7 protein-coding genes and 4 pseudogenes are annotated in these 13,731 nt (G+C 60.6%); 5 read left to right on the top strand and 6 right to left on the bottom strand.

The genetic code is table 11. The features are described from left to right. Nucleotides 1-101: 101 nt before the first annotated feature. On the bottom strand, nucleotides 102-1,613 hold the full coding sequence (locus tag MKK55_RS10075; RefSeq protein ID WP_243934521.1) for a type II and III secretion system protein family protein: 1,512 nt from the start codon (nucleotides 1,611-1,613) through the stop codon (nucleotides 102-104). Nucleotides 1,614-2,614: 1,001 nt separating this feature from the next. Between MKK55_RS10075 and MKK55_RS10070 the strand changes: the two genes are divergently transcribed. Next, entirely contained in the window at nucleotides 2,615-4,288 is a 1,674-nt protein-coding gene (locus MKK55_RS10070; RefSeq protein ID WP_243934519.1) for a glycosyltransferase family 2 protein, read from the top strand. Here the strand turns inward: MKK55_RS10070 and MKK55_RS10065 are convergent. The 3 genes and pseudogenes from MKK55_RS10065 to MKK55_RS10055 form a co-directional block, all read right to left on the bottom strand. Further along, a pseudogene (locus tag MKK55_RS10065) lies at nucleotides 4,285-5,056 on the bottom strand (IS5 family transposase). The gene MKK55_RS10070 and the pseudogene MKK55_RS10065 sit on opposite strands and share 4 nt — an antisense overlap. Before the next feature lie 66 nt (nucleotides 5,057-5,122). Next, the gene (locus MKK55_RS10060; RefSeq protein ID WP_243934517.1) at nucleotides 5,123-8,437 is read right to left on the bottom strand and encodes a glycosyltransferase; all 3,315 of its coding nucleotides are present in this window, start codon (nucleotides 8,435-8,437) and stop codon (nucleotides 5,123-5,125) included. A gap of 119 nt (nucleotides 8,438-8,556) precedes the next feature. Then, a pseudogene (locus tag MKK55_RS10055) lies at nucleotides 8,557-8,952 on the bottom strand (IS481 family transposase); the annotation flags it as partial. A gap of 5 nt (nucleotides 8,953-8,957) precedes the next feature. Between MKK55_RS10055 and MKK55_RS29330 the strand changes: the two are divergent. From MKK55_RS29330 to MKK55_RS10045, 3 genes are all read left to right on the top strand, one after another. Next, nucleotides 8,958-9,359 carry a ferritin-like domain-containing protein gene (locus MKK55_RS29330; protein ID WP_409566047.1) on the top strand — a complete coding sequence of 134 codons (402 nt, stop codon included), beginning with the start codon at nucleotides 8,958-8,960 and terminating at the stop codon, nucleotides 9,357-9,359. After that, on the top strand, nucleotides 9,295-9,474 hold the full coding sequence (locus MKK55_RS10050) for a hypothetical protein (RefSeq protein ID WP_243934516.1): 180 nt from the start codon (nucleotides 9,295-9,297) through the stop codon (nucleotides 9,472-9,474). The genes MKK55_RS29330 and MKK55_RS10050 overlap by 65 nt, the downstream gene beginning before the upstream one ends. A 370-nt stretch (nucleotides 9,475-9,844) precedes the next feature. Continuing rightward, nucleotides 9,845-11,344, top strand: a complete 1,500-nt coding sequence (locus tag MKK55_RS10045; RefSeq protein ID WP_243934515.1) for a hypothetical protein — start codon at nucleotides 9,845-9,847, stop codon at nucleotides 11,342-11,344. A 447-nt stretch (nucleotides 11,345-11,791) separates the two neighbouring features. On the opposite strand, the pseudogene MKK55_RS29325 reads toward MKK55_RS10045, so the two are convergent. Both MKK55_RS29325 and MKK55_RS10040 read right to left on the bottom strand, forming a co-directional pair. Beyond that, nucleotides 11,792-11,836: pseudogene (locus MKK55_RS29325) on the bottom strand (PsiF family protein); the annotation flags it as partial. Between the two features lie 11 nt (nucleotides 11,837-11,847). Beyond that, entirely contained in the window at nucleotides 11,848-13,221 is a 1,374-nt protein-coding gene (locus MKK55_RS10040) for a hypothetical protein (protein WP_243934514.1), read from the bottom strand. Nucleotides 13,222-13,395: 174 nt separating this feature from the next. Here MKK55_RS10040 and MKK55_RS10035 point away from each other — a divergent pair. Then, nucleotides 13,396-13,674: pseudogene (locus MKK55_RS10035) on the top strand (SOS response-associated peptidase family protein); the annotation flags it as partial. Nucleotides 13,675-13,731: the final 57 nt, after the last annotated feature.

Genomic DNA, 13,731 nt, shown 5'->3' with positions numbered 1-13,731 from the left:
GCGGCGGGCCAGATAAGTGTCCTGGCATCCTGCCGTCAGCACGCAGACGAGGGCAGCGGTGAGACAGCGCGCCGGATGGCGCCAGGGCATCGTAGCCGCCATCAACGCACCAGGATCTGTGACCCGGCCTCGGGGGCCGGGACGATGTGCCCGTGAGGTCCAATGGCGCCACCACGCGACGTCACGAAGGTGCGCGTGTCACGGGCGATTTCCATCTTGCCGTTGACGAACAAGTCGACGTCGTTGGCCGGCAGCGTGGTGTCGAGCGGCGACGCGAGCACTTGGCCGGGCTTGGCCGGGTTCACGAGCGCGGGCGTCACGATGACGACCAGCTCCGTCTCGCTGTCCTGGAAGGACGGGCTGCGGAACAACGCCCCCAGCACCGGCACCGAGCCGAGCCACGGCAGCTGCTCGATGGTGCGCGTTGACTGGGTCTGGAGCAGTCCGGCGATGGCGAAGCTCTGCCCGTCGCGCAACTCGACGCTGGTGCGCGCCCGGCGCTTGGTCAGGCCCGGCACGGAGACGCCGCCGCCGACGCCGACAGCGAGCGTCGGGTCGATCTGGCTGACCTCCGGCTCGAGTTGGAGGTTGATCTGGCCGTTGCGCAACACCGTTGGGGTGAAGGCGAGCCTCACGCCGAACTCCTTGTAGGAGACCGTGATCTGCGGCGAGCCATTGAAGGTCTGGTTGGCGATCGGTATCGGGATCTCGCCGCCGGCGAGGAACTCCGCCCGTTCCCCGGACTGCGCGATGAGGTTCGGCTCGGCCAATCGCCGCAGCAGCCCTCTTGTCTCTAGGGCGCTGATGAACACGTCGAGCTGGCGCGACGAGCCGCCGAACGACTGCACTAGGGTTCCGAACGGCACGCCGCCGGTAGTCGCGGCGCTGACCGCCGTACCGACAAGCCCCGACAGGAGCCCGGTGCCCGGGTTCTGAGTGCTCGTCGCCTGGTTAAGGCCACCGAAATTGCCGACCGCGGCCAGCGTCCGCGGGCCGCCGAACTCGAAGCGCGCGCCGATCTCTCGCCCTGCCGTACGGTTCACCTCTACGAAGCGGACCTTGAGCATCACCTGCTGCGGGGACTTGACCCGAGTTAGGTTGATGGTGCCCGGGGGGGCAACCTGCATCGCGCGGTCGACGGCGGGCCCATCGGATGCGACGCCGCCCAGGATCAGACGATCGCCCTGGCTGCCCACGGTCAGGCTGCCCTGGCCGGTGCTCTGCCGGACCTGCGAGGTGATCGCTTCGACGTCGGGACGCACCTCAATGTCGAGGAGGCCGACGAGCCGTTTCTCGGCATCAATCAGCGATACGTTGGTCGTGCCGGTCTTCTTTCCCAACAGGTAGATCGTCCGATCGCTGATCGGCACGACGTCGGCAATCTCCGACGACCCGACTAGAACGTCTGCGAATGCGCTGTCGACCTTGATGGTCTGGGATTTGTTGACGGTCAGCTTGAGCCGGCTGAGGACGGCGTTGCCGCCGGAGCGAGGAACTGCTCGAACCTGAGCCGCGGCCGGTGCGGAGACCATCAACGCGACCGCCGCGAGGCAGGCTAGGGCGCCAATCGCCCGTCGGTGATGTCCGAGAAGGTCTACGGTCCGTTCGGCCACGGCTGCTACCTTGAGAACGCATCACATGCTTTAACCGGACGTTAACGAGTGTCCGAGCGCAAACCTAGCCGTCGACGCAGCCCCGTACGCAATTGCACGTTCGGTGAGGCTAAGGAGACACGCTTTGCCTTATGATAGCTTTTCGACGACATTTGTTGCCGTCTCTTCAGCCTTCTGATTAGTCGCCCCATCCAACGTGGACTCAGGGTAAAATGCACGGCCGGAACTAAGTCCGTGTATCGGGCAGCACACAAAAATTCAGTTTTCATGCGCTTCTTTCGTAGAAGATCCGCTCAGACCTTGAACCATGCGCCAATTAGCGAGGCCGAATTATCGGTCGTCGACGCCGTGCAAGCTTCCGGCCTCTTCGAATCAAACCCTATTTGCTGCGCAACCGAGAAATTCGTTCCTTCCGGGCGGGGCCGCTCGTTCATTTCTGCTAGTACGGTATCCACGAACATCGCGATCCGGGTCCGAACTTCGATACGCGTGCATATCTGAACTTCCTCCCCGAGGCGGGAAAGCTCACAGCCCCGACATTCCTGCACGTCCTCGGCAGCGAGCACATCGAGGAGCTTGGTCTCCGGCTTGCGAAAGACATTGGATCACTGCGCTTCCTCTTGGAACGCAGCGGCTTGTTCGACGCCAAATGGTACAAAGCCCGGAACCCCGACCTGGTGGGCGTTGGCCTGGATCCAATCTCGCATCTGCTGGACCACAGGATGCGCGAGTGGCGCGATCCCGGCCCGGGCTTCGAAACCGCCCTCTATGCTGGGAGCGATCCGTCATTCCTGGCGTTGGGCCCCTCCCTTGGAGCATGTCCTGCGGATCAGCCGCGCGGCCGGCTACACCGCCACCGGGCTGCCGAAATACGAGCGATGGGTCCGACGCTTCCTGGCTTTAAGGGCGACGGATGAGGCGCGCATCGTCGCTGCGCAGCGGTTCGGCCCATACCGGCCGTCGCGTGGTACGTTTCGCCAAACGAGGCCGACAACGACGCGGTGCGGGCGGCCCTCGCCGCCCAAATCAGAGCCGAGCCACTCCTCGTGGGCGGTGGACCGGGCGCGACGCTCGCCGGCCTCGCCGACGGCACTGTGTTTATCGTCATCGGGAGCGGCGTGCGTTTGCGCCCGCAGGCCTCGTATGTCTTCGCCCGCGCCCTCGAACACTTCAGGATGCTGGCGGCCTCCAGCGACAATGACAGGATCGACGATGCGGGCGTGTACGGCCATCCGGTCTTCAAACCAGCGATGGCCCCAGACTTAATGGCACGGCTCCCCTATGCCGGGCCGGTCGTCGCCCTGGCGCTGACGGTAGAGACCCGGGCTTGTCCGACCCAGGCGTTTAGGACGGCCGATCCCTCGGCGGCCCGAGCCCGCCTCCTGCTTGGCCCGCCCGCGACGCGCGTGATGCGAGTGCTGATGCCGTTATATAGCCTCCTCGATCGGGCCGTTTCCGAAGATGGGGAGGAGGTCGTCTACGAGTCCGTCGCCGCGCTTGGCCTGCCGGCATCGACGCCCCATCCGAACTCGTCGACGGAGAAGACCTGGCCCCCGGTGAGGATTGTCATCCCGACCCCCGACCGGCCCGAGTTTCTGGAAGCCTGCCTCGATAGCCTCTTCGAGCATCCGACCTGTCCCCGCGAGCGGATGCGGCTCGTCATGGTCGACAACGATTCCACGGACGCCGCAGCGCTCGCCTCCCTCGACGCTTTCGCAGCCCGTCCTTGCTGTGCCGTCGTATCATCGCCGGGGCCGTCTAATTTCGCCAAGATTTGCAATGATGGGGCAGCTTGGTCTGAAGGCGAGATATTGGTCTTTCTGAACAACCACACCATGATTCTACAACCTGACTGGCTGGACAAGCTCGCCCACCAAGCTGCGCGGCATGAAATCGGCTTGGTCGGAGCGCAGCTGCACTACCCGGATCGGACGGTGCAGCACGGCGGCGTCATCTTGGAAATTGAAGGCGTCGGCGGTCACCGCCTGGTCGGCTTCAAGGCAGACCGGGCGGTCCAGCGCGACGTCACGCGCGAGATGATCGCGGTGACGGGCGCATGCCTCGTGATCCGCGCCGCGGTATTCGAGGAGCTCGGCGGCTTCGATGAGCGACTGGGCGTGGCATTCAACGACACAGCGCTGTTCGTGCGCGCCCACGAAGCCGACTATCGAAACCTCTACATCGCCGAGCCGCTCCTGATCCAGCACAAGTCGAAATCGCGCGGGTTCGACGACTCCTCCCACAAGCTAGCCCGACAGCGTCGCGAGGCAACCTACGTGCGCGAACGCTACGGGGCGGTTCCACGACGATCCCTCCTACTGCCCCAACCTGTCGCTGTAGAACGTCCGCCACCTTGCGGTCCCGCCGCGGGTCGTACGTCCGTGGCGGCGGTCAAGGCCAAGCGCGCGCAGGCCGCGGATCACGTCGTCCGTTCATGGGATCGGGTACGGCGTCGCCGAGGTGGTGGCGCAGCAGGCCGCGTTCCTCGTCTGCTTCGGCGGGGAGGTCATCGTCGGCGGCCCGACCACTCGTCGGGACCGTCCCTATTGGGGATGCCGCCGGGTCGCGATCTCGACCTCAATGGACGCGGCCGCGCTCGCCGTCGAGTGCATCATCGCGCATACGCTACCCTTCTTCTTAGCGAAGCGCTTCCTAGGCTCCGGACTCATAACTAGTAGCTGACGGTTGCGGCGATGCAGACGCCAGTCGGGTAGTCGATGGCCGACCGGTCGTATCGCGTGGCGACGCGGCGCAAGTCCTTGAAGCGTCCGAGCATCCGCTCGATGGCGTTGCGGCCCTTGTACAGGACCGAGGAGAAGCACGGCTTCCATTGCCGATTGGACTTGGGCGGGATGTTGGGCGCCGCCCCCGTCACTTCGATCTGATGACGGATGGCATCGCTGTCGTCGCCCTTGTCGGTCAGCATGATCCGGCACGCCGGCGCACGCTCCAGGAGTTGCGCCCCCGCCTTGCAATCCGCCACCTGTCCGTCCGTCAGCAGGAAGGCGAGCAGGCGGCAGGCACGGTTGGTGAGGGCGTGGATCTTGGTCATGCGCCCGCCGCGTGTCCTTCGACAAGCTCAGGAGAAGGCGGCCGATGGCTTGGCTTTGCTCCCCCTTTACCCCCGGCGGCGCAGCGGTGGCCCTTCACGGCGGTGGAGTCGATCAGAACCTGGGAGGGCGGCCCGCCGGCTTGGGCTAGGGCCTCGAACAGCCCGACCCAGATCCCCTTGGCCCCCCAGCGCACGAAGCGAATGTGAAACGCGTCTTCTTCGGCCCGTAGACGTCCCGCGGCGCATCCGTCCAGCGCCCACCGGATTTCAACACGTGGACGATACCACTGATCACGCGCCGGTCGTCCACGCGCTCCTTGCCCCGCGTATTGGTGGGCAGGTGCGGTGCAATCCACGCAAACTGCTCGTCCGTCAGCCAAAACTGATCCATCGGCCCCTCCCGTGGAAGCCGTGAATCACACCTACACCGTCCGCGCCACCGTTATGGGTCTGGACGCTAACTTGCAGCCCTCACGATCCTGAACCAGGGCGCCGGCCCCGCCTGTTCCAGATCAGCTTCGATGACCTCTTTGATAAGGCGGAGAGGCGTGTCCCAAGGTTCAACCTCTGCGCACCGTGTCAAGTCGCCCTCTAACCACCTACGATGATAACGATTCAGAAGCTTCAAAAGAACTGGAACATCATTCGACGTTTCAATCCCGAATTCACGATGTGCCTCAATGTCCGATGCTAGGACAGGAAGCCCCATCGCGCGCGCTTGGCCAATACCAAGATTGTAACCCTCCCACTTAGAAAGACTGACAAAAATGTCAGCAGCCGCATAGAGTTCGGCCATTTCCGCATTTGAAATATTAGAAAAAACGCTGATACCCGCGCCTTCCACATAAGCGACGTCCTCAGGTTTTCCACGTCCGGCATGAACGAAGAGGAACGGCTTAGTAGGGCAATCCCAGTAGAAATTTGCTTCCCTCGCCAATTCCATGTATTGATCCACGCCTTTGTAGTAACGTTCGTCTTCGCCAAACCGTGAGACATTAAGTATGACGAAGCGCTTTGCAAACCCGAACTTATTGCGGAGCTGTTCACGCCTCTTATTCCAATCGTCGGACCAAATAGAAAGATGGCTATTACCGTTTCTAACAATAAGCGCATCTTTTCTGTACTGCTGATCGTGAATTGTCTGCGATATTGTAAAGACGCGCTTTGCCAGCGGTGCGCAAATTCGTTTTTCCCAATCAACTTTCCTACGAATATCAGCATCTGGAAACAAGCTCGGCGGCGGTTCGCCGTGGTCCACGAAGTAAATAAACGGCCGCAGTCCAAGACAGAGTGTTATCGTAAAAAACGGCGGCGTATGTACGAGGATGCAATCGACACCTTTTGTCATTGCTATAGTGGCTGCCGCCTCAGAGTTCGAGCAAATGATCCGTTCGCAACTCGGATAATCGATATCGTGGTCAGTCTTAGGACCGGCAATCAGGACCGTCCATCCGAGGCGGCACATAAATGCAGCCTGTTCTGCAACGACCATCGCAACGCCATGGCCGAAGGCATGGACACAGCTAAGCAGCATGACCCGGGGACGCCCCCCAATGCCCCGCCGCCATGGCCTGACATTCCGTGGCGGAAATCCGAGCTTTCCGACGGCTTGAAGAGAGAGATTTGGATTGTACGACGGATCATCCTGAAAGAACTCGGCAAAACGCTCACGAACATAAATTGCCTCGCGATTATTCCTGTTTTGCCTCTCGATGGATGTATCGTAGCCGCGTGATTTCGACTCGTGGTGGTAAAGAAGCGCTTTTCCTACATAGATATTTCTATACCCGGCGCGAAAAGCATCCAGGCACAGCTTCACATCATTAAACGCGACTTTCAACGTCAAATCGAAGCCGCCGAGCTCTTCGAAGAGCGAGCGACGGATTGCGAGGCACGCGCCTGTGACAACAGTCATTTCTCGAGTTGCGTCGATAAGTTGCGCCTCAATTTCGTCAAAACCGATCAAACGGTGCGCCCCCACACCCTGGACACCTAACACAACACCACCGTGTTGGACGGTATCGTCCGGAAAAAGAAGACGGGCGCCAACAGCGCCGATATCCGGCCTCCGCGCGTGTAACACCAGTTGATGTATCCAGTCCTTTCGAATAACGGTCATGTCGTTGTTAAGAAATATTAGAATCTCCGCCTGCGCACCTTGCGCCCCCGCGTTACAGAGTGCAGAGAAGTTAAATGAGCCAGGCGATGAGATAATATGCACGCTTGGCTCAGCAGCGACGCTTGCGAAGTACGCTACGCTGGCATTTTCTACAGAGTCATTGTCAACAATAACGATTTCATAGGCGGTTGAGGGATATTCGGTCATTCGATGAATGCTATCGATGCACTCCTGGAGCAAATCGGCACGATCTCGTGTAGGAATTACAATCCGTACCTTTGGAATGGTCGAGAAATACAAGGGTGGAACAAGACTAGCCGGATCGGGGAGCGCCTCGCTATGTGCCGGCTCGTAATATTGGGTTTCGTTCAAAGGCGATGCAATTATCACATGGGCGAGGAGGAGTGGAATATGAGCAATGTGCCGCTCGTCACACGCGAGAAGAAGATCGGACCAAGCACGCTCAAGGTTGAATTCCTGAGACAGAGTCTCGACAAGGGAAGGCAGATTGACCGACGTGACGCGAATCCCAACGATCGGGCCCGCATAGGGCACTCCACGCAGGAATTCTGGCGACATCGCGGGTTTAAAGACTGGAGCGCAACGGACTCCCGCCTCGTTCAAGTAGTCGTGATCGGCATACACGCCGGTAACTTCTTGCGATGCGAGGGCGCTCAATACGGCAACGCAACTATGAGGCCTTAGAATACTCGCGCCGGCGCACAAAAGAATCCTGTCGCCGTCGGACAGATTACGCACAACATCAGCCGCATCTTCGTACAACTCAACGATGGAATGATCCGAATATCGGGCAATACAGGCATCCCATGAACTGTCGCTAATGCCCATACCGCGCAGAAGTCGAAGCCGAGAAACCGCACCGATCTGGCTTGCGTAAGCGCTTAAAATTCGGTCAAGATGAAAGTAGGCGGTAACATCAAGAACCTGAATGCAGGTGAAACGAGAAAAGTCGAATTGTTCAGCGTAGGTTTCGATCTGCTTAAGCTCCGATGGCTCAAGATCATCGAATGTATCAATCCAGCGTTGATATTCGCCACGTCCTTTGATCTTATGGCCTACCCGTTGTCCAATTCGGAGGTAATGGTCTATTGCACCATTGAACTCGTCTAAATAAACAGGGTACGTTGCTTTGTAGAATTCGTTTTCAAATTTAGGACTAGGATCACGACACTCATATGCTCCATACCGGACGTAATGATCCAGTGGATCTAATTTTGATCTAACAACGTCACGATTTTCTGCGAGATAATATTTTTCGTCAAACAGTCCACTTTTTTCAAGTAGATATATGAATGTTTCTGTATCATTGGAAAGCCAAACCGGTCGTTCAGGCTCAGCTTCGAGGTTCAATAAGGCGTGAACAAAGGGTGCTCGACGTATTTTCTCGTTTCCTTGATGGGCGGCAAGATAGCGTGCAGTATCGAAGTTTGGTCCAGGATTACGGTGCTCGAAGATGCCGTACTGGCAAAAATGCTTAAATGCTCCAGCTGTAAATTGCTTAACTTCAGGGTATTTTTGAATATACCAGTCTGCGTCAAACAAGCCTGACGCCTCGATTTTAGAGGCAAAATCTGGACCGAGTTCATTATTTAAAACTCTTTTTTTGGCATTTCTATTTATATTACGAAACATCAGCACCTCTGCTATAGGTAGTTTTTTGGAGTGAGTTATTTGTCAAATTTACTTGTAAAATATAATTAATATTAGACCCCGCATTATCGAATCCACAATATGACAAATTCTGATGTATCTCCAAGCAGGTAGGCCTTGAATCGCGATTGCTTGGGATTGTGCCATCAACCTCCGGCGATCGGCTGATGCCGTGGCGCTGCAGGCATCGGTGCAGTGACGAGCGGGTCAGGTGCGGTATCGTCGTCTGGAGCACGTAGAGGCAATCGTCCAGCGAGGAGTGTATGACGGCGAAAGGCGACGACGACCGCCTCGTCTTCCAGTGGCATCACCGTCGAACGCAAATCCTTCGGACCCGTGGGCTGGTCGGCGACCGAGGTCTGCTCCCGCGACTTGGCGACTGTCTTCTGGTTGATCCCGTAGCACTTCGAGAGCGCTCTCAGGCTCGCTTGACTATGCTGGGTCGTTCGACGGATCGCCACAGTCGTCGTGGCGTTGCCGTGCAGAACCTGGCCCATAGCGCATCCCTCCACTCGGACGTGAAGAATGCACCATTAAACGCCTGGATCAAACACCTAACGACGTGAACTTCCTCCTCGCCTCGTTCATCTTCGAGGATGTGGGCGTCACCGCCTACAACGGCGCTCCTCCCCTCATCCAGGACAAGGCCTGCTCGCTGGAGCGGCCAGCATTTTGGCGGTGGAGGCCTACCACGTCGGGGCAATTCGCCCGCTCCTCTATGGTCGCGGCTTCATCGACGCTGCCAATCCTGTCTCGCGAGCGCGCGACTTACTTGATGGAACGGGGGTCCTCGCCCAGGGCATCGGCGACGCCGACACGTCAATATCACTCCAACCAACATGGCCGGCCTCACCTTCTCGCGTACGCCGCAGCAAATGCTCAACGTGGTCTACCTCAACAGTAACGGGACGCCGATTGGCTTCTTCCCGAACGGGCTGAACGACAAGCTGCGCTACGCCGCACAACGACCCACAGGGATCGGATCGCGGCGGCTGATTCGCGCTCGACGAATGAGTTAACCGCCTTTGCAGTAGATCCTCGTTCGCCCCTCGATGGCTTGACGGTCAAGGGCTCAATGGGGTGATGCGCTCAGCTTCTGCCGCCGCAACAGTGGCTGCTGGGGTTTTCGGTTTCGTCCGGTCTGATCGCCTCGGGTGGCGTCGCGACAGCAGAAGCCACCTACCGGCGGTTCCGACTTCTGGCAAGGACAGCGTCGAGCCCGCGCCGAGCGTCCCAGGGGGCGACACAGTTGCGATTTGAGCCGCGGACCGGCTACCTAGGCAACTGAATGTGCCGCGGCGCCTAGCGCATCGCGCTCGCGACGATCAGCATGGCGCTGGCCGTTCCGCCTGGGGATGAACCGCTCGCGATGGAAACTCGATCTACCCGATGCTGAGGTTCATCAGAAAGAAGCACGATCCGACGTACGTCGATCCATCCGTCCTAGCGACCGTCATTGACTCGGGCCTGTTCGACCCCGGTTGGTACGCGGATCGTCAATCACTTCCGACGGATCCGGCCGGCGGATCGATTATGCACTTCTGCCTATACGGCCTTGACCAGCATCTCGATCCGGGCCCCAATTTCAGCACGCGTCGCTATCTTGCGTCGCTCAATCTCGGTGCCCGCGCGATCGCGCGGCCATTCCTGCATGCCATGACATCCATCGGCGCTGGAACCGCACGTCCCCCCTGGCTCCCCGACGACGACGCTTCGTTCACCTACCTGCTCCACGGTAGCGGTCTACTCGACGTGACCTGGTACCTTGCCGCCAACCCGGATGTGGCGCGTGCGGGAATTGATGCGATTGAGCACTTCGTGCGCTACGGGGCCGCCGAGGGTCGCGACCCCGGCCCGGCCTTCGACTCTCGCCTCTATGCGCAACACTTCCCAGATCATAGCGACCTTTGCCGCAGTCCGGCGGAGCATTACCTCAGGATCGGAAGAGCAATCGGATTCAAACCTGATCGCTCACAACGAGACAGGTCCCAGGCCGGATTCGGCGGTTCGCCGGCCCCCTTCGGAATCGAGGCGCAGGATGCCGTGAGGGATGGGGCGGCGCGCTCCGGGGATACCAGCTTCGCTTATCCCGTCGCGCGTCACACGGTCGACTTGACGGAACTCGGACACGACGAGCTGCGAGCGCTTATCGCTGAACTCGATAAGAGCGCGGACCGTGTCGGCTGCGTGATCTTCGATCACGGGCGATGCAGCGACCGGGTCGCGGTCATCTTTGCCGGAAACCGGGAACGGTTCTACATGCTTTCGGTCGCGGCTCGCCTCGCTTGTCCGGTGATCTACGTACAGGATTTCGAGAGCGGGTGGTACCAGGGTTCGCGGATCCTGCCCGACCTGCCTACTTTCTGCGCGAGGTTCCTAGTGCCTGAGGTCGGCAGGGCCAGGGCGCTTCTGTTTGGACAGTCATCGGGGGCCTACGCCGCCCTGGTAGCGTCCACGTATCTTGCCGCACCGACAGTGGTAGCGTGCGCCCCACAGACTTTTTCGGACGCAGCATTCAAGGCGGGGATCGGCTTCGTTGGCGTTCGTGCGCTAGTGACACCCGACGATCTTATCGACCTGAATGTAGTCCTGCGTGGCTGTGAAGACTTCGAAGCCCTGCGTGTCGTAGCGATCGCCGCGGGCGAGCTCGAGAACCCGATCACGTCGCATTACTGGATGGACTACCTTCACTGCCTGCGCGTCGCCGACGCGCCCAGCGTCGCGGCCTTCGTAGTCAATGATAACACACACGTGATCGTTCATGGTCGCGTCAGTCTCTTCGCCGGGTTGCTCGAACGCCTCGTTCGCCGTCTGGACGCCCCCCCGACGCAGCGGCGTGCCATCGTCGAGGCCTTCTTCCGCGAGGTCTTTGACACCGACGCGCCCTAAACGGACATCTCGTCCCTTGCTTCACACGGAGGTAAGGCAGTGGATAACGCTCCCGCCGCCTAGGCCGACGCACCGTCCGCATCGCGAACGATTTAGCGTACTTTGGGGTGTCGCGAGGCTCACACGCGATCGGTGCCTCTCGAATGGGATCGGACAGTACCAGAGCTGCGACCTGCCCGCAGCGGTAATCCTTGCCGGCGGCGTTCTGCCAAATTTGCGCACTGTCCGGGGCGTCGATGCCGTGGAGACGGATGCGGGTGTCGTGGATGACGACCGTGTCACCGTCAGTGACGTTTGCCCGGCCGACGATCGGCTCGGCCGCGGTTGCGCTACCTGCGGCGGCGGCGGCGGCGGCGAGCGCGAGAGCGATGGCCACTGAACGCACCTGGGACATAGTAGCGGCCTCTCGCGTTGCGGCGGAGTTCGCCGCGCCTGTAGCAGCTTCGCTCAGCCTTTAAGGCAGGGGCTCATGAAACTCCGACGCTCGGCGCCCTACCCACCCCCTAACGCGCTGCGAATCCGAGTGGAGCACTGCGGCAATTGAGATGGGCCGGGTTGGTGGAAACAACTCCTGCGTTGCAGCCTCCTTGGGTGCCGACATAGAGCGGGGTTCCGTCTGAGCCGACGTTGGTAAGGAAGCCGATAGGCCGCGTGCCGGCATTGAGATGGTTTGGGTTGCTGGTGACAAGCCCCGCGTCGAGCCCAACTGCCGTGCCGACAAAGACGGCCACATCTCCGGATGAAGTAGGCAGCGACCTGGTTGAGCCCACGGGCGCCGTAGCGCATCCCCTGTACCCGGGATCGACTGTGACGACGCCAGCGTTGCAGCCGGCCTCTACTCCAACAAAGAGGGCGACGCCCGTGGCGACTTCAGCGTGCGGCACCGGGGCGGCGTTCGATTGCACAAAAGGCGCCGGGACACCACCGAGCGCAGTGCGCAGAACGCGCATACCGTCCTTTACGTCCTGTAGCGTGCCAACAACCACGTAGCAGGTGTAGGTGTGGTCACCGGCTGGGATCGCATTCGCGCGGAACACGCAGTTCCACTTTACTGTGGCGTTGCCGGCCCCCGGCAGTGTCGAGAAATCGAAGCGGCCATAGCCAGCGTTCGGCAGCGCCGGCTGAGGCAGGCTCGGGCTGTAGACGCCCATTGCCCGCGAGCCGTCTGCGGTGGACAGAATCACCGGTAGGCCCTGCTCCCCAGCCTCTGGCGAGAGCACGGCGGCCTGGGCCGTCGCCGGGTCGAAGCTCCAGAAATGGGCGAAGTCGGGCGGCATGTAGGCGGTCGCGACTTCGAAGGTGGCCGAGTCGTGAGCCTGCGCAGTGGTGAAGGTCGCGCGGTATTCGATCGCGTTGGCGACACCTGCACTCCCGAGGGTGACCCGCTTCGTCAGAACGTCGTCAGAACGCGGTGAGTTGTAAGGGCCGGGGCCTTTCGGGCAACTGCCGACCGGCCGGCCCGGCGACATGAAGTAGGCCATCTGGGTGCGCGTCAGCAGCATCGCCGGCCCTATCTCAAGAGCGGTGAGCAAACTTGAACTGCTTGGGCCATTGGCGTCCCCATCACTGCCGGCTTCGGTCGGGTTGAGACACTCGCCATAGCCATCGTAGGACGAGGCCGATTGCAGTTCGCGACCGTGGTCGTGGTCGTTGATGAACTGCGTGCCGGCCCAAGTCAGGCTATCGATAGCGCCGGCCGTGCGTGACGAAACGCTGACCGCGATGGTTGAGCCAGCGAACGGTCGGCTTATCGTGGCCCGCCCGTCGGGCTCCGGCCAAGCGATCGATGGTCCATCCTCGGCAACTGCTCGTCCGACTAGGATGCTGAGCGTCGCCAATGCGCTAAATATGATGCGGCGTGATTTCAGTGCGGACATGTACCGAACTTAGAACCATGCCCGATCGTGTCGCAATGCGTACATTCTTCCTCATCCCGGCGGCTGAGAGTGACACCTACAGCCGCATCACACGTCACAGAACAACCTCCTTCCGGTTGGTCGTGGCTTCAACGCAAGCAATTTTAAGATGAAATTTAGCTTCAGTGGAAGGTAGCCTTCGCCGGGATCTGGTGACCGTGGACGGGCGTGCGCGGCCCGAAGCGCGACGAGCCCGTCGAGGAGGAACACCGGCTCTACGCCTTCCTCACGACGGAGGCGAACGGCGTCGTCGGGCCGGTGCATCCGAAGGCGATGCCGGCGCTGCTGACCACGCCGGAGGAGTGGCGCACGTGGCTGGAGGCGCCGGTAGAGGAGGCATTGCAGCTTCAGCGGCCGCTGCCGGACGAGGCCATGCGCGAGGTCGCCCGCGGCAAGCGGAGCGATGGGACTTAGGCCCCGGATCGACGGTGCGTGATGCGCTTACTGCGCGTCGTCGGTGCCAACCATTCG

This window comes from Methylobacterium sp. J-059 (genome assembly GCF_022829485.1).
GTDB lineage: Bacteria > Pseudomonadota > Alphaproteobacteria > Rhizobiales > Beijerinckiaceae > Methylobacterium.
The sequence above is the reverse complement of the archived record's forward strand: the minus strand, read 5'-3'. Positions and strand labels throughout refer to the sequence as shown.